14 protein-coding genes are annotated in these 15,295 nt (G+C 71.6%); 3 read left to right on the top strand and 11 right to left on the bottom strand.

Annotated elements, in window-relative coordinates; all coding sequences use genetic code 11:
* Positions 1-12 precede the first annotated feature (12 nt).
* Together OG861_RS23760 and OG861_RS23755 are read right to left on the bottom strand one after the other, a co-directional pair.
* The gene (locus OG861_RS23760; RefSeq protein WP_329194243.1) at positions 13-1,452 is read right to left on the bottom strand and encodes an alkaline phosphatase PhoX; all 1,440 of its coding nucleotides are present in this window, start codon (positions 1,450-1,452) and stop codon (positions 13-15) included.
* A gap of 299 nt (positions 1,453-1,751) precedes the next feature.
* On the bottom strand, positions 1,752-3,239 hold the full coding sequence (locus tag OG861_RS23755; RefSeq protein WP_329194244.1) for a hypothetical protein: 1,488 nt from the start codon (positions 3,237-3,239) through the stop codon (positions 1,752-1,754).
* Between the two features lie 271 nt (positions 3,240-3,510).
* Between OG861_RS23755 and OG861_RS23750 the strand changes: the two genes are divergently transcribed.
* A complete protein-coding gene (locus tag OG861_RS23750; protein WP_329194246.1) occupies positions 3,511-5,352 on the top strand; it encodes an endonuclease/exonuclease/phosphatase family protein in 1,842 nt (613 codons plus the stop codon).
* A gap of 307 nt (positions 5,353-5,659) precedes the next feature.
* Complete coding sequence (locus OG861_RS23745; protein ID WP_329194248.1) at positions 5,660-5,914, top strand: hypothetical protein; 255 nt, start codon at positions 5,660-5,662, stop codon at positions 5,912-5,914.
* Positions 5,915-6,020: 106 nt separating this feature from the next.
* Here OG861_RS23745 and dapD read toward each other — a convergent pair whose 3' ends face one another.
* Complete coding sequence (gene dapD / locus OG861_RS23740; RefSeq protein WP_329194250.1) at positions 6,021-7,001, bottom strand: 2,3,4,5-tetrahydropyridine-2,6-dicarboxylate N-succinyltransferase; 981 nt, start codon at positions 6,999-7,001, stop codon at positions 6,021-6,023.
* Between the two features lie 9 nt (positions 7,002-7,010).
* Positions 7,011-8,273 (bottom strand): MFS transporter, encoded by a 1,263-nt coding sequence (locus OG861_RS23735; protein WP_329202098.1) that lies wholly within the window; start codon positions 8,271-8,273, stop codon positions 7,011-7,013.
* Between the two features lie 91 nt (positions 8,274-8,364).
* Here OG861_RS23735 and OG861_RS23730 point away from each other — a divergent pair, with 91 nt between their 5' ends.
* Entirely contained in the window at positions 8,365-9,252 is an 888-nt protein-coding gene (locus OG861_RS23730) for a winged helix-turn-helix transcriptional regulator (protein WP_329194252.1), read from the top strand.
* Positions 9,253-9,289: 37 nt separating this feature from the next.
* Here OG861_RS23730 and OG861_RS23725 read toward each other — a convergent pair whose 3' ends face one another.
* The 7 genes from OG861_RS23725 to sufD form a co-directional block, all read right to left on the bottom strand.
* Entirely contained in the window at positions 9,290-10,654 is a 1,365-nt protein-coding gene (locus OG861_RS23725; protein ID WP_329194254.1) for a hypothetical protein, read from the bottom strand.
* A gap of 186 nt (positions 10,655-10,840) precedes the next feature.
* The gene (locus OG861_RS23720; RefSeq protein WP_030388904.1) at positions 10,841-11,185 is read right to left on the bottom strand and encodes a metal-sulfur cluster assembly factor; all 345 of its coding nucleotides are present in this window, start codon (positions 11,183-11,185) and stop codon (positions 10,841-10,843) included.
* Positions 11,182-11,643, bottom strand: a complete 462-nt coding sequence (sufU, locus tag OG861_RS23715) for a Fe-S cluster assembly sulfur transfer protein SufU (protein ID WP_329194256.1) — start codon at positions 11,641-11,643, stop codon at positions 11,182-11,184. The genes OG861_RS23720 and sufU overlap by 4 nt, the downstream gene beginning before the upstream one ends.
* Positions 11,644-11,695: 52 nt before the next feature.
* Positions 11,696-12,967 (bottom strand): cysteine desulfurase, encoded by a 1,272-nt coding sequence (locus OG861_RS23710; protein WP_329194258.1) that lies wholly within the window; start codon positions 12,965-12,967, stop codon positions 11,696-11,698.
* The gene (gene sufC / locus OG861_RS23705) at positions 12,964-13,728 is read right to left on the bottom strand and encodes a Fe-S cluster assembly ATPase SufC (protein ID WP_329194259.1); all 765 of its coding nucleotides are present in this window, start codon (positions 13,726-13,728) and stop codon (positions 12,964-12,966) included. The genes OG861_RS23710 and sufC overlap by 4 nt, the downstream gene beginning before the upstream one ends.
* A gap of 7 nt (positions 13,729-13,735) precedes the next feature.
* A complete protein-coding gene (locus OG861_RS23700) occupies positions 13,736-14,053 on the bottom strand; it encodes a bifunctional 3-phenylpropionate/cinnamic acid dioxygenase ferredoxin subunit (protein WP_329194261.1) in 318 nt (105 codons plus the stop codon).
* On the bottom strand, positions 14,053-15,231 hold the full coding sequence (gene sufD, locus OG861_RS23695) for a Fe-S cluster assembly protein SufD (RefSeq protein ID WP_329194263.1): 1,179 nt from the start codon (positions 15,229-15,231) through the stop codon (positions 14,053-14,055). Before sufD ends, OG861_RS23700 begins: the two co-directional genes overlap by 1 nt.
* Between the last annotated feature and the right edge of the window lie 64 nt (positions 15,232-15,295).

Genomic DNA, 15,295 nt, shown 5'->3' with positions numbered 1-15,295 from the left:
GGGGCGCGCCTGTCAGCGGGTGCGCCGCCAGGGCCCGGTGATCGCCAGCATGATCCCCGGCTCCTGGATGTTCGCGTACAGGGTGCGCCCGTCCGGTGAGAAGCAGACGCCGGTGAACTCCGAGTACTCGGGGCTTTCGGCCGTCCCCATGTTCATCTCGTTGCGGGCGAGCGGGTAGGTGCGGCCGGACTCCGTCGCACCGAGCAGGTGCTGGACGCCCTGGCCGTCCTCCGCGATGACCAGTCCGCCGTACGGGGACACCGTGATGTTGTCGGGCCCGTCGAAGGCGCCGTCCTTGGACGGGTCCGCGTTCACCCCGAGCAGGACCATCAGCCGGATCGTGCGCCGCTTCGGGTCGTAGAACCACACCTGGCCGTCGTGCGCGGCGCCCGGGCTCTCGGAGCGCGCGTAGGAGGAGACGAAGTACGCGCCCCCGTCGGCCCACCACATGCCCTCCAACTTGCGCGCCCGGGTCACGGCGTCCGCCCCGAACTGCTTGCGGACCGACGTCGTGCGCGCGTCCCGGTCCGGCACCTCCACCCAGTCGACCCCGTACACGGTGCCGGTCTGCGTCGCCCGCGAGAGGTCGTCCACGAACCGCCCGGTGCTGTCGAAGCACTTGGCCGCCGCGAGCACGCCGGCGTCGGGGGCGAGCGTACGGAGCTTGCCGCGCCCGTGGTGGAAGCCCTTCGGCGGGGTCCAGCGGTAGAGCAGCCCGTTGGGGCCGGAGGCGTCCTCGGTCAGGTAGGCGTGCCCCTGGCGGGGGTCGATGACGACCGCCTCGTGGGCGTACCGGCCGAACGCCTTGACCGGCTCGGGGTCGCGGTTGGCGCGGCGGTCGTGCGGGTCGACCTCGAAGACGTAGCCGTGGTCCTTGGTCATCCCGTTCTTGCCGGCCAGGTCCTCGGTCTCCTCGCAGGTCAGCCAGGTGTCCCAGGGGGTGGCACCGCCCGCGCAGTTGGTGGACGTACCGGCGATGCCGACCCATTCGGCGACCTCGCCGCCGCGGCGGACCTCGACGACCGTGCAGCCGCCGGAGGCCGCCGGGTCGTAGACGAGGCCCTCGGTCAGGGGGACCGGGTGGGCCCAGCCCGAGCGGGGGCCCTTCAGCTCGTGGTTGTTGACGAGGAGGGTGACCCCGCGGTGGCCCTCGAAGGCGGCCGTGCCGTCGTGGTTGGAGGGGGTGATCTCGCCGGAGTCGAGCTTCGTCACGCCGCTGTGGGTGATGACGCGGTAGGCGAACCCGGCCGGAAGGGCCAGGATCCCGGCCGGGTCGGAGACGAGCGGGCCGTAGCCGGGTTCGTGCGGGCGGCCGTGCTCGTCCTGCCGGGCGGTGTCGTCGGCCGCCAGCGCCCCGGGGGCGGTGGCGAGGGCGCCGACGGTCCCGGTGAGTGCGACTCCCGCGCCGGCGATGACGGTGCGGGCGGTGAAGTCTCTACGGCTGAGGGACATCGTGGCTCCAGGGGTGGGCGGTGGTGCGCCTGTCGTACGGTCGTCGGCGCACACGCTCCCGCCCGCACGTGAACGGCGGCTGAACTACCCCCGAAAACCGACTGACCCTTGGCCACAGCCCGGAATGGCGAACTCCGGCCGGTGATCGGCGTGTTGTAGGCCCCTCGGCGGCGGGGCGGGGCCCCGCCTGGAACGCCGGAGCGGGGGCGACCCGGGCGCCGGGTCGCCCCCGGCCCGTCAGAACGGGGCCCGTCAGAACCGGGGCCGTCAGGACCGGGGCCCGTCGCCCGCGCGGCGCGTCACCGGCGGCGGGGGCGGGAGCGGGCCTTGAACGCCGCCTTCTTGGCTTCCTTGGCCGCCTTCTTGTCGGGGTGCAGCCGGCCCATCGCCTCCAGGACCTCCGCCGTCGCCGGGTGCTCCACCCGCCAGACCTCGTCGAAGAACCCCGCGTGGTGGCCCGTCAGGCTCTGCATCAGCAGCGGCAGTTCCTCCGCCTCACCGTCCGCCGCCAGCTGCGCCGCGATCGTGTCGACCGTCAGCCAGAACACCATCGCCCCGTCCGGTGCCGGTACGTCCTTCGCCCCGCGCTCGGCCAGCCACACCCGCGCGAGCCCGCCCAGGCGCGGATCGTCCAGCACCGCCCGGACCGCGGGTTCCGCCTCGGGTCCGGCCGGGGCGAGGGCCTGCTGGCAGCGCAGCCGGCGCAGCGGGGCCCCTTCGTCGTCGCCCCGGGCCGCCTCCAGCAGTTCGGCCACCGCCGTCGCCGGCTCGCGCCCGGCCAGCCACTGCTCGATCTCCGCCTGCGCCGCGTGCTCCGGGTAGTGGGAGACGGCCGCCAGCAGCGCGTCCGCACCCTTGTCGGCCAGTTCACCGATGGCGGGCGCCTCCACCCCCGCTTCGCGCATGCGGGCGCGGACGCCGTACAGGCCGAGGGCGGTCAGCCGTACCATCCCGTAGCGCGCGATGTCCTCCTCGTCCGCCCCGGCCGGGTCCGGGAGCATCTCCTCGTCGCCCGCCTCGGCCATCAGCTCCTCGTCCACGGGCCGGAACTCGACCAGTCCGATGGGCTCCAGCTGCCGGAACTGGTCGTCCAGGCGCATCATCGCGTCGGAGACCTGTTCCAGTACGGCGTCGGTGGGGTCGCCCATGTCGTCCGGGACGACCATCGAAGCGGCGAGGACGGGCAGCGGCACCGGGCCTTCCCCGGCGCCGCCCTCGGAGGCGGTGAGCAGGTAGAGGTTGGCGAGGACCCCGTCGAGGAAGTCCGCCTCGCGCGCCGGGTTCCAGTCGAGGCGGTCGAAGTCGATGTCCCCGCCGTCGTCCAGGGCGTCGACGAGGTCGTCCAGGTCGGGGACGGCCGCGTCCGCGAGGACGGTGTCCAGGGCGGCCAGCCACAGGTCGAGTACGTCGCCGGGCGCGCCCCCGGTGATCAGCGCGAGGTCCTCGCCGGGCTCGGCGGTCCCGTGACCGGTCACGGGACCGGTCCCGTCCGCGTCCTCTTCGGGTTCGGTCACGTCCACCAGGCCGGTGTCCACGGCGACCCGCCAGGCCTGGCTCGCGTGCACCGGGCCGTCCGGGTCGCCCGGGTCGAGTCCGAGTGCGGCCGCGGCCTGCGGCAGCTGGTCGGCGGCCAGTTCGCCGCCGACCTCGACGCGCGTGTCGGGGCCGGCCCAGCGCGCGAGGCGTACGGCCCGGGCGAACAGGGGTGCGACGAGGGCGTCGCGGGCCAGTTCCGCATCGGAGTGCAGCCGTACCGGCGGCAGCGTGGGGTGCGGCTCTGCGGACATGGGGCGGTTCTCCTCGTGGACGCGGTGGGACCGTCGGCCGGACGGCGACGCCCAGCGTAGACGCATATCGGGCACGGCCAGGGGGCCAACGCCTTTGGTTCATCCCACAGTCAGGTGCCGTCTTCCCTGGAGACCTTGACAACTTCACGCCTCACGCAGGAAATTGACGCGCGTAGATGTAGCGAAGACCTGAGCACCACCCCTCCACACGATTCCGGGAGCCCCCGGATTCCCCGGGTTCCCCCTCCTCCACACACCGGAGTTCCTGCCCATGCGCTCCACGCACCCCCGTTCCGCCGCCATCGCGGCCCTCGTCGCCACGGCCCTGGCCACCGGCCTGCTCGCGGGTTCCGCCGACGCGGCCGAGGGCGCCGCGTCCGCCGATCCGGTACGCATCCACGACATCCAGGGCACCACCCGGATATCCCCGCTCGCCGGCAAGCAGGTCACCGGCGTCGAGGGCATCGTCACCGGCGTGCGCACGTACGGCTCGCGCGGCTTCTGGATGCAGGACCCGGACGCCGACGACAACGCCGCCACCAGCGAGGGCGTCTTCGTCTTCACGAGCTCGGTGCCGACCGTCGCGGTCGGCGACGCCGTCAAGGTCAACGGCACGGTCGGCGAGTACGTCCCGGGCGGGGTCTCCTCCGGCAACCAGTCGGTCACCCAGATCTCCAAGCCGGCCGTCACCGTGGTGTCCTCCGGCAACGCGCTGCCCGAGGCCGTCGCGATCAACGAGTACAGCGTCCCCGCCGAGTACGCCCCGGCGGGTGACGCGGCCGCCGGCGGCAGCATCAACGGCCTGGCGCTGGACCCCTCGCGGTACGCCCTGGACTACTACGAGTCCCTTGAGGGCATGAACGTCGCCATCGGCACCTCGCGCGTCGTCGGCGCCACCGACCCCTACGCAGAGCTGTGGGTGACGGTGAAGGGCTGGGAGAACACCGCCAAGCGCGGCGGCACGCTCTACGGCTCCTACGAGTCCCAGAACACCGGCCGGCTCCAGATCCAGCAGCTGGCGCCCCTCGCCCAGCAGCCCTTCCCGGTGGCGAACGTCGGCGACAAGCTGACCGGCACCACCGAAGGCCCGCTCGACTTCAACCAGTTCGGCGGCTACACGCTGGTCGCGCGCACCCTCGGGCAGGTGCGGCCGGGCACGCTGGCCCCCGAGAAGACCAAGGCGCAGGCGCCGGGCGAGCTGGCGGTGGCGACGTACAACGTCGAGAACCTCGACCCGTCCGACCCGCAGACGAAGTTCGACAACCTGGCGAAGGCGGTCGTCGAGAACCTCGCCTCCCCCGACATCGTGGCGCTGGAGGAGATCCAGGACGACAACGGCGCCAAGAACGACGGCACCGTCTCTGCGGAGCAGACGCTGACCAAGTTCACCGCCGCCATCACGGCGGCGGGCGGCCCGGCCTACCAGTGGCGGACCATCAACCCGGAGAACAACAAGGACGGCGGCGAGCCCGGCGGCAACATCCGCCAGGTGTTCCTCTTCAACCCGGCCCGCGTCTCCTTCACCGACCGCGCGGCGGGCGACTCCACGACCGCGACCGGCGTGATGTCGGAGAAGGGCCACGCCGCCCTGACCCACTCCCCCGGCCGGATCGACCCGGCGAACCCGGCGTGGGCCGACAGCCGCAAGCCGCTGGCGGGCGAGTTCGTCTTCCGCGGCAGGACGGTCTTCGTGATCGCCAACCACTTCGCCTCGAAGGGCGGCGACGAGGGTCTGACCTCGGTGCACCAGCCGCCGGTGCGGTCCTCGGAGACCAAGCGGCTGCTCCAGGCGCAGGCGGTGAACGGCTTCGTCAAGGAGATCCTGGCGACGGAGAAGAACGCCGAGGTCCTCGCGGTCGGCGACATCAACGACTTCGAGTTCTCGGGTACGGCAAAGGCGCTGGAGGACGGCGGCGTGCTGTACTCGGCGATCAAGTCGCTGCCGAAGGCGGAACGTTACTCCTACGTCTACCAGGGCAACGCCCAGGTGCTGGACCAGATCCTGACGAGCCCGGCGGTCAAGAACTTCTGGTACGACAGCGTGCACATCAACGCCGAGTTCTCCGCCCAGAACAGCGACCACGACCCGCAGGTGCTGCGCTTCCGCCCGTAACCGCGGACCGCGGGCGGCCGGGTGTGCTCTCCCGCCCGGGCCGCCCGCCCCGCACGGGGGCCGGATCGCGACGTGCCGGGCCCGTCCGCCCGTTCTCCCGGCCGGCGGACCGGGCGGGCGGGCGGCGAGATGGGGACTTTCACCCCTGGCGTGACGCTCGCCACATCCGTACCCGTTCGGGGCGGGTTGTGGTGTTGAGTGTCCCCACGCCTGACGCAAGGGTGACCACCGCCAGGCCGCTCCACCCGCGCCGGGCAGACGCCCGGCCCACGCCCGATCCCGTCCGCCCGCACCCCCGGAGGACCGCGTGCTCCCCTCCCTCTCCCTCGCCCGGGAAATCGGCCTGGCCGTACTCCTGGTGGCCGCGCTGGTCTGGGTCATGGGCCTCGGCCGCATGCTGTGGGACGGCCGGTTCCACCCGCCGGAGCCGGGCGTGCGCGAGGGCCTCGCGGCCATCCCGGGCCAGCGCGGCCCGGCCGGCCACCCGCTGGAGACGGTCGAGCTGACCGAGGAGGAGGAACGGGCCTTCGCGGGCCTGGTCCGCACCATCGCCCTCCACTGACCACCCGGTCACGCGCGAACGCCCTCCCACCCCGCTCGGGGGTGTGGGAGGGCGTTCGCGCGTACCGGCCGGAACCGGACCGGTTGTGCCGATCAGTGGTGCCGGATCAGTTGTGGCTGTGCAGGACCTCGTTCAGGCCGCCCCAGACCGCGTTGTTCGGGCGGGCCTCGACGGCGCCGGTGACCGAGTTGCGGCGGAAGAGGATGTTGCTGGCGCCCGAGAGCTCCAGCGCCTTGACGATCTGGCCGTCCGGGAGGGTGACGCGGGTGCCCGCGGTCACGTAGAGGCCGGCCTCGACGATGCACTCGTCGCCCAGCGCGATGCCGACGCCCGCCTCCGCGCCGACCAGGCAGCGCTCGCCGATCGAGATGATCTGCTTGCCGCCGCCGGAGAGGGTGCCCATGGTGGAGGCGCCGCCGCCGATGTCGGAGCCGTCGCCGATCACGACGCCCGCCGAGATGCGGCCTTCGACCATGGAGGTGCCGAGCGTGCCGGCGTTGAAGTTGACGAAGCCCTCGTGCATGACGGTGGTGCCCTCGGCGAGGTGCGCGCCGAGGCGGACCCGGTCGGCGTCGGCGATGCGCACGCCCTTGGGGGCGACGTAGTCCGTCATCCGCGGGAACTTGTCGATCGAGGTGACCTGGAGGTGCAGGCCTTCGGCGCGGGCGTTCAGCCGGACGGTCTCCACCTGGTCGACGGCGACCGGGCCCAGGGAGGTCCACGCGACGTTGGCGAGCAGGCCGAAGAGGCCGTCCAGGTTCTGGCCGTGCGGCTTGACCAGGCGGTGGCTGAGCAGGTGCAGGCGCAGGTACGCGTCGTGCGCGTCCAGCGGCTTGTCGTCGAGCGAGGCGATCACGGTGCGGACGGCTACGACCTCGACGCCGCGGCGCGCGTCCGGCCCGATGGCCTTGGCCGCGGCCTCGCCCAGGAGCTCCACGGCCCGCTCGGCGGTGAGGCGCTCGGTGCCGGCCGGGCCGGGCTCGGCGACCAGCTCGGGGGCGGGGAACCAGGTGTCGAGGACGGTGCCGTCGGCGGCGAAGGTGGCAAGTCCGGCGGCGACGGCGCCGGTGGTACGCGTAGCAGTCATATCCGAAACCTAACCGGCCAGGGCCTGCGGTTGCGAACCGGTCTCATGTGCCGGGCGCGCTGTGTCGCCCCCGGCGCCGCGGCCGTCGCCCCGGCCCGCGCCCTCCCGTCGCACCTGCCGCGCCGACGCCCGGAACACCGCGGCTCCGGCGCCCGCCGCCAGCGCCGCGCACAGGGGCCAGAGCAGGCCGGGCGCGGCGGAGTACAGCGCTCCGCCCAACGGTGCGCCGAGGACGACCCCGCTGACCGAGACCCCGGCGTACAGGCTCTGGAAGCGCCCGGCCGCGTGCTCGGGCGCCTGGTCGGCGACGTAGGCGGTGGCGGTGGTCTTGTAGAGGATCTCCCCGAGGCTCACCAGCACCATCATGGTGACGGCACTCGCCGCGCCCGCCCCGGCCATCAGCGCGGCGTACCCGGCGCCGACCAACAGCAGCCCGGCGGCGATGACGGGCAGCGGCGGCCGGTTGCGCAGGGCGAGCGCGGCGGGCAGTTCCAGCAACAGGACGACTCCCCCGTTGAGGGCGATGACCAGCCCGAACGCGCTGACGTCGAGGCCGTGGTCGGCGAGGAAGACCGGGAAGGTGCCGTACTGCTGGCGGTAGACGAGGTCGGTGACGAAGATCGCCACGAGCAGGACGAGCACGGCCGGCCTCGCCCGCAACTCGCCCCTGATGCCGCGGCCCCCACCCCCGTGCGGGGCCGCGGCAGCCCGGGAGGAGGCGCCGCGGGCCGGGACGACGCGGGCGGTCCAGACGGCGAAGAGGAGGGTGCCGATCCCGTCGGCGACGAAGAGCCAGTCGTAGGAGAAGGCGCTCGCGACGAGGGCCCCCAGCGGCGGCCCGACGGTGAAGCCCCCGTTGGAGACGCAGCGCACCACGGCGAAGGCCTGCCGGCGGGCCCCCTCGGGCACGGTGACGGCGACCAGCGCGGAGTTGGCGGCGCGGATCACGCCTGAGGCGTACTGGGCCACGGGCAGGGCGGCGTACAGCAGCGGTGTGGACAGCAGCGGGAAGGCCATGAGGGTGAGGCCGCCGAGACATGCCGCGGCCAAGAGGACCCGGCGGTGGCCGAAGCGGTCGCCGTACCAGCCTCCGGTGAAGTTCCCGGCGACCATGCCGACGCCTGCGATGCCGACGACGATCCCCGCCTGGGCCGCGCCCAGACCGCGCGGGCCGGACAGGTACAGGAAGACGAAGACGAACGTGAAGCTGACGACGGCGTTGACGAACACCCCCGCGGCCAGCAGCCAGACCGTTCTCGGCACGTCTTTGATCCCCTGCGGCACAGCCACCCCCGAGTCAGTTCCTTTTGGGAACGGACTATGTCAGCATGGCAGCCTCGGGTCAACGGACAAAGGAGTTCCCATGGCCCAGCGCACCGCCCTCGGCGACGCGGACTGCTCCATCGCCCAGGCCCTCGACGTCGTCGGGGACTGGTGGACGCTGCTGATCGTGCGCGACGCCGCGCGCGGCGTGCACCGCTTCGAGGAGTTCCAACGCGAGCTGGGCATGTCCCGCAAGGTGCTCGCCGAGCGGCTGAAACTGCTCGTGGAAGCCGGGGTGCTGGTGCGCGTGCCGTACCAGGAACGCCCGGTACGGCACGAGTACCGGCTGACCCCGCGGGGGCGGGGCCTGCTGCCGGTACTGGTCGCCCTCCAGGACTGGGGCGACACCTGGATCCTCGGAGAGGGAGAGATGACGGCGACGACCGACGAAGCCTCGCGCGAGGCGGTACGGGTGCACGCGCTGCGCGGCACGCGACTGCCGGACCTGCTGCTGCCGGACCGCTTCGGGGAGCTGCGCGACCCGGTGGCCGACACGCCGTTCACCGTCCTGTACTGCTTCCCGGGCGCGTACGCCCGCGCGGAGTCCTACCCTCCGGGCTGGGCGGGGATCCCGGGGGCGAAGGGCTGCACGCTGGAGTCGTGCACGTACCGCGACCAGCTGGCGGAGTTCACCGCGGCGGGGGCGACGGTCCACGGGGTGTCCACCCAGCGCCCCGACGAGCAGCGGGAGTTCGCGGAGGCGGAGCGGCTGCGGTTCCCGCTGCTCTCAGACGCCGGGCTGGAGCTGGTGGCGGCCCTTCGGCTGCCGACCTTCCGGGCGGCGGGGGTGAGCCGGATGAAGCGGCTGACCCTGGTGGTGGACCGGGAGCGCACGGTACGCGAGGTGTTCTACCCGATCCGGGACATCGAGGCGAGCGTCCGGGCGGCCCTCGCCGCGGTGCGCTCAACAGGTCCCGGGCCGGCCTGAGTCCCGGCCGGCCCGGCCCGTCGTACGCAGCACGAGGCTAGTTCAGCGTGAACCAGGCCGTGCGCGCCTTCTTCCACTCCGGGTGCGTCAGGTCCTTGGCCTCGACCCCGTCGCCGTACAGGTCCGCCGACCCGCTGTCCGTGATCAGCTGCACCCGTGCGCCCGGGAGCGACAGGTCCGGCACCTCCACGATGGCCTCCCAGCCGCCGGGGTCGGTCGTCGGCAGGTCGGCGCGCTTGACCGGGGCGTGGCCGGCGACCCCGTCCCACTGGTAGAGGGCGTACGGGTCGGAGTTGTCGTCGGCGGCCCAGGAGCCGGCCAGGATCAGGTACTGGTCCGCCGCGTTCTTGCGGATGTCCCGGACGGCGAGCCCACCCAGGTCGAGCTCGACGCCGCTGCCGAAGACCGCCTTGGCGCCGCTGGAGAGCACCTCGTCGAAGTTGGTCACCGGCACGAGCAGCGCCTTGCCGCCCGGCACGGCGGGCGCCAGCGGGGCCCGGAACCCCAGGTAGGCGGTGGTCGTGGAGCCGGGCGCGAACTCCAGCCCCTCGGCGTTGAAACCGTCGATCTGCTTGGGCGCCTCGCCGGCCGCGGTGCCGGCGGCGAAGCCGTACCGGTTCCCGTTCGCCTCGTCCCAGGCCACCAGGTCGTCGCGGAGCTTCTTGTACGAGCGTCCGTACGCCAGTTGCGTGCCGGAGCCCGAGCCGCTGACGGTGGTGGTGAAGACCGTGTTCCGGGGCGCCTTGTACTCGCCGTCCTTGTTGTTGCCGAGCGAGCCGGTCCAGTAGACGGTGTTGCCGATCCGGGTCGCCCCCTCGATGTCCACCTCCTTGGTGACACCGAGCTGGGAGCTGAAGTCCCAGGTCCGCACCGGCGCGGCGGAGCGGGCGCGGTCGTACAGGCGCAGCACGTTGTTCTCGTCGTCGGCGACGACGGTGTACCCGCCGCCGACGTCCACGGCGGCCGAGGAGTCCGAGGCGCCGCTGAGGTAGCGGGCGTCGGCGGGATCCTGCACCGCGGCGGAGGCCGCGTAGGACAGGGTCTTGGTGGCGGTCTTGCCGCCGAGTCCGGTCACCTTGACGGTCAGGTCGGTGTAGCCGCGGCCCCGCGCGGTGACGGCGAGCTGCCGCACCGCGCCGGCCCCGGTGACCGTGACGTCACCGGGGCCGGCGACGGAGGCCCTGCTGGACGCGGAGGCGCTGACGGTCAGCGCGGACACGTCGGCGCCGCTCTGCCCAACGGTCACGGAGACGGTCTGGTCACCGACCCCGCCGACGGCGCCGGACAGGTAGGACGAGGAAAGGGTGAGGGTCGGCGTACCGTACGTCACCGCGTGCGCGGGCAGGGCCGCCCCGGCGACGACCAGCGCCGCGATCGCGGCGGTGCCCAGCTGCTTCTTCATCCGAAGGGTCCTCTCGTGTGCGTCCGCCACCTCGTGACGTCCGTCGCGAAGGTTCGGCCACCGCGGCCAACTCCCGGTGCACGCGGGCCGACCACGGGAAGAACACGGACCGCCCGCACGGACGCGGAGGGCCCCCGGCACGATGGTGCCGGGGGCCCTCCCGCGTACGCGGAACGCAGACGGGACTCAGACGTTGAAGCCGAGCGCGCGCAGCTGCTCACGACCGTCGTCAGTGATCTTGTCGGGGCCCCACGGCGGCATCCAGACCCAGTTGATCCGGAGCTCGTTGACGATGCCGTCCGTCGCCGACTTCGCCTGGTCCTCGATGACGTCCGTCAGCGGGCAGGCCGCCGACGTCAGCGTCATGTCGAGGGTGGCGATGTTGGCGTCGTCGATGTGGATGCCGTAGATCAGGCCCAGGTTGACGACGTCGATGCCCAGCTCGGGGTCGACCACGTCGTAGAGGGCCTCACGGACCTCTTCCTCGGTGGCCGGCTTGATCGACGCCTCGGGCGTCGCGTTCTCGGTCATGCCGTCTTCCTCTCGGCGTCGCCCAGGGCCTGGGCGGTCGCGTCCTTCCACGCCATCCAACTCAGCAGAGCACACTTCACCCGCGCCGGATACTTGGAGACGCCGACGAACGCGACCGCGTCCTCCAGCACCTCCTCCATGGCCTCGTCGGGCTCGATCTTGCCCTTGGACTGCATCATCTCCAGGAACATTTCCTGGATCTTCCGCGCGTCGGCCAGCTCCTTGCCGACGAGCAGCTCGTTCAGTACGGACGCGCTGGCCTGGCTGATCGAACAGCCCTGGCCCTCGTACGAGACGTCGGTGAGCGTCTCGCCGTCGTACTTCACACGCAGCGTGATCTCATCGCCACAGGTGGGATTGACGTGGTGCACCTCGGCGTCGCCGTCGCGCAGGCCACGCCCGTGCGGGTGCTTGTAGTGGTCCAGGATCAGTTCCTGGTACATCGAATCCAGCTTCACAGCGTCCTCGTCCGCCTCATCGTCGTCCGCCTCTTCGTCGTCCGACTTTTCGTCACCCGAAGAAGTTCCGTACGTGCTCCAGCCCGTCGATCAGCGCGTCGACGTCGGCGGGAGTGGAGTACAGGTAGAAAGACGCTCGCGTCGTCGCGGGAATTCCGTAGCGCAGGCAGACCGGGCGCGCGCAGTGGTGCCCCACGCGGACGGCGATGCCCTGCTCGTCCAGCACCTGCCCGACATCGTGCGGGTGGATGTCCCCGAGGACGAAGGAAATCGCGGCGCCGCGGTCCTCGGCCGTGGTGGGGCCGATGATCCGCAGGTCGGGCACCTCGGCGAGGCGCTTGACCGCGTACTCGGTGAGCGCGTGCTCATGAGCGGCGATCTTGTCCATGCCGATCGCGGTCAGGTAGTCCACGGCCGCGCCGAGGCCGACGGCCTGGGCGATCGGGGGCGTACCCGCCTCGAACTTGTGCGGCGCGGGAGCGTACGTCGAGGCGTGCATCGACACCGTCTCGATCATCTCGCCGCCGCCGAGGAACGGGGGCAGGTCCTCCAGGAGCTCCTGGCGGCCCCACAGGACGCCGATGCCGGTCGGGCCGCACATCTTGTGGCCGGTGAAGGCCACGAAGTCGGCGCCGAGCGCCTGCACGTCCAGCGGCATGTGCGGGGCGGCCTGCGAGGCGTCGATCAGCACGAGCGCGCCGACTTCCTGCGCGCGCCGGACGATCTGGTCGACCGGGTTGACCGTGCCCATGATGTTGGAGACCAGCGTGAAGGAGACGATCTTCGTCTTCTCCGTGATGACCTCTTCCATGTTCGAGAGGTCGAGCCGGCCGTCGTCGGTCAGGCCGAACCACTTGAGCTTCGCGCCGGTGCGCTGCGAGAGCAGCTGCCACGGCACGATGTTGGAGTGGTGCTCCATCTCGGTGATGGCGATCTCGGTGTCGCTGTCGACCCGGTAGGGCTCGTCGGCCCAGCCGAGCATGTTCGCGACCAGGTTGAGCGACTCGGAGGCGTTCTTGGTGAAGATCACCTCGTCGCGGCTCGGTGCGTTGATGAAGGCGGCGACCTTGTCGCGGGCGCCCTCGTACAGCGCCGTGGCCTCCTCTGCGAGCACGTGCACGCCACGGTGGACGTTGGCGTTGTGCCGCTCGTAGTACTCGTTCAACGCGTCGAGGACCTGGCGGGGCTTCTGTGAGGTCGCCGCGTTGTCCAGGTAGACGATCTTCTTCCCGTCGTGGACCACACGATCCAGCAGGGGGAAGTCCTTGCGGATCGCCTCGTCAAGCAGATGAGTGCCGGTGAGGAGGCCAGGCAGCTGTGTCACGCGGTCGCGCCACCCTTCACGTACTTGTCGTAGCCCTCGGCCTCCAGCTGGTCGGCGAGCTCGGCGCCACCGGACTCGGCGATGCGGCCGTTCGCGAACACGTGCACGAAGTCGGGCTTGATGTAGCGCAGGATGCGCGTGTAGTGGGTGATCAGCAGGGTGCCGACCTCGCCGGTCTCGCGGACCCGGTTGACGCCCTCGGAGACGATGCGCAGGGCGTCGACGTCGAGGCCGGAGTCGGTCTCGTCGAGGATGGCGATCTTCGGCTTGAGGAGCTCCAGCTGGAGGATCTCGTGGCGCTTCTTCTCACCGCCGGAGAAGCCCTCGTTGACGTTGCGCTCGGCGAAGGCGGGGTCCATCTGGAGCTGCTCCATGGCGGACTTGACCTCCTTCACCCAGGTGCGCAGCTTCGGCGCCTCGCCGCGGATCGCGGTGGCGGAGGTGCGCAGGAAGTTGGAGACCGAGACGCCGGGGACCTCGACCGGGTACTGCATGGCGAGGAAGACGCCGGCGCGGGCGCGCTCGTCGACGGACATCTCCAGGACGTCTTCGCCGTCGAGGGTCACGGTGCCACCGGTGATGGTGTACTTCGGGTGACCGGCCAGCGAGTACGCCAGCGTGGACTTGCCGGAGCCGTTGGGACCCATGATGGCGTGCGTCTCACCCTGCTTGACGGTGAGGTCGACGCCCTTGAGGATCTCGCGGGCGCCGTTTTCGGCCTCGACGGAGACGCGCAGGTCGTGGATTTCAAGCGTTGCCATGGATACCTCAGGACTCCTGGGTGAGGGAGACGAGCACGTCGTCCCCTTCGATCTTTACGGGGTATACGGGGACGGGGCGCGTCGCGGGCAGGCCGGACGGCTTTCCGGTGCGCAGGTCGAAGGACGAGCCGTGCAGCCAGCACTCGATCATGCAGTCCTCGACCTCGCCCTCCGAGAGCGAGACGTTCGCGTGCGAGCAGATGTCGTTGATCGCGAACACCTCCCCTTCGGCGCGGACGAGGGACACCGGCGTGCCGTCGAGCTCCACCCTCTTCGGGGTGTTGTCCTCCAGCTCGCTCAGGGCGCAGGCCTTGACGTAGGTCATCAGACGGAACCCTGGAGCTCGGCTTCGATCTTGGTGAGCAGGCGCTCCTCGATGTCGGGGACACCGATCTGCTGGACGAGCTCGGCGAAGAAGCCGCGCACGACCAGGCGCCGGGCCTCGTCGGCCGGGATGCCCCGGGCCTGGAGGTAGAAGAGCTGTTCGTCGTCGAACCGGCCGGTCGCGGAGGCGTGGCCGGCGCCGACGATCTCGCCGGTCTCGATCTCCAGGTTCGGCACCGAGTCGACCCGGGCGCCGTCCGTGAGGACGAGGTTGCGGTTCATCTCGTACGTGTCGGTGCCCTCGGCGCTCTTCTGGATGAGCACGTCACCGATCCAGACGGCGTGGGCGTCCTCGCCCTGGAGCGCGCCCTTGTAGACCACGTTCGACTTGCAGTGCGGGGCGTCGTGCGTGACCAGGAGGCGGTGCTCCTGGTGCTGGCCGGCGTCCGTGAAGTACAGGCCGAACAGCTCGGCCTCACCGCCGGGGCCGGCGTAGCTGACCCGCGGGTGCAGGCGTACGACGTCGCCGCCGAAGGTGACGACGATCGACTTGTAGCTCGCGTCCCGGCCGACCAGCGTGTTGTGCTGCGAGCAGTGGACGGCGGTGTCGTCCCAGTCCTGCACGGACACGACGGTGAGCTTCGCGCCGTCGCCGACGAGGAACTCGACGTTGGCGGCGCGTACGCCGTCACCGGTGTGGTCGATGACGATCACGGCCTCGGCGAAGGCCTGCACGTCGAAGACGGTGTGGCCGAAGGTGGTGCCACCCTCGCCGTGCAGCGAGACGCGCACCGGCTCGTCCAGGACGGCTTCCTTGGGCACGGTGACGACCGTGGCCTTGGTGAAGGACGAGAACGCCTGGGCGGCGACGCGGTCCACGGGGGCGCCCGCCTTGCCGATGCGGGCGTCATCGCGCTCGACCGACTCGATCGTGACGACGTCGGGGGCGTCGATCTGGGCCTTCATCGTGCCTTCTGCGACCGCGGTGCCGTCGTGCAGACCACGCAGGCGCGCCAGCGGGGTGAAGCGCCACTCCTCCTCGCGGCCGTGGGGGACGGGGAAGTCCGCCACGTCGAAGGACGGGGGTGCACTCATCCGGGTGGCGACGGTGGACTCTGCGGCCACCGCGATCGCGCCGGCGGTGGTCGAGCCCGCCGGGATGTTCTGAGCCTCAGCCATGGCTGTCGTGTTGCTCACTCTCTTTTGAAGCGCTGCCTACGTCGAAGATTGTGCTGGGATGGCC

It is taken from the genome of Streptomyces sp. NBC_00539 (assembly GCF_036346105.1).
Classification (GTDB): Bacteria; Actinomycetota; Actinomycetes; order Streptomycetales; family Streptomycetaceae; genus Streptomyces.
Note: the sequence above shows the minus strand (reverse complement) of the source record. Positions and strands in the feature narration are given on the sequence as shown.

Coding starts and splice junctions, on each gene's coding strand:
- dapD (WP_329194250.1), bottom strand. CDS start 7,001: ATGACTGCTACGCGTACCACCGGCGCCGTCGCCGCCGGACTTGCCACC.
- OG861_RS23760 (WP_329194243.1), bottom strand. CDS start 1,452: ATGTCCCTCAGCCGTAGAGACTTCACCGCCCGCACCGTCATCGCCGGC.
- OG861_RS23730 (WP_329194252.1), top strand. CDS start 8,365: ATGGCCCAGCGCACCGCCCTCGGCGACGCGGACTGCTCCATCGCCCAG.
- sufD (WP_329194263.1), bottom strand. CDS start 15,231: ATGGCTGAGGCTCAGAACATCCCGGCGGGCTCGACCACCGCCGGCGCG.
- OG861_RS23755 (WP_329194244.1), bottom strand. CDS start 3,239: ATGTCCGCAGAGCCGCACCCCACGCTGCCGCCGGTACGGCTGCACTCC.
- OG861_RS23750 (WP_329194246.1), top strand. CDS start 3,511: ATGCGCTCCACGCACCCCCGTTCCGCCGCCATCGCGGCCCTCGTCGCC.
- OG861_RS23720 (WP_030388904.1), bottom strand. CDS start 11,185: ATGACCGAGAACGCGACGCCCGAGGCGTCGATCAAGCCGGCCACCGAG.
- sufC (WP_329194259.1), bottom strand. CDS start 13,728: ATGGCAACGCTTGAAATCCACGACCTGCGCGTCTCCGTCGAGGCCGAA.
- OG861_RS23700 (WP_329194261.1), bottom strand. CDS start 14,053: ATGACCTACGTCAAGGCCTGCGCCCTGAGCGAGCTGGAGGACAACACC.
- OG861_RS23725 (WP_329194254.1), bottom strand. CDS start 10,654: ATGAAGAAGCAGCTGGGCACCGCCGCGATCGCGGCGCTGGTCGTCGCC.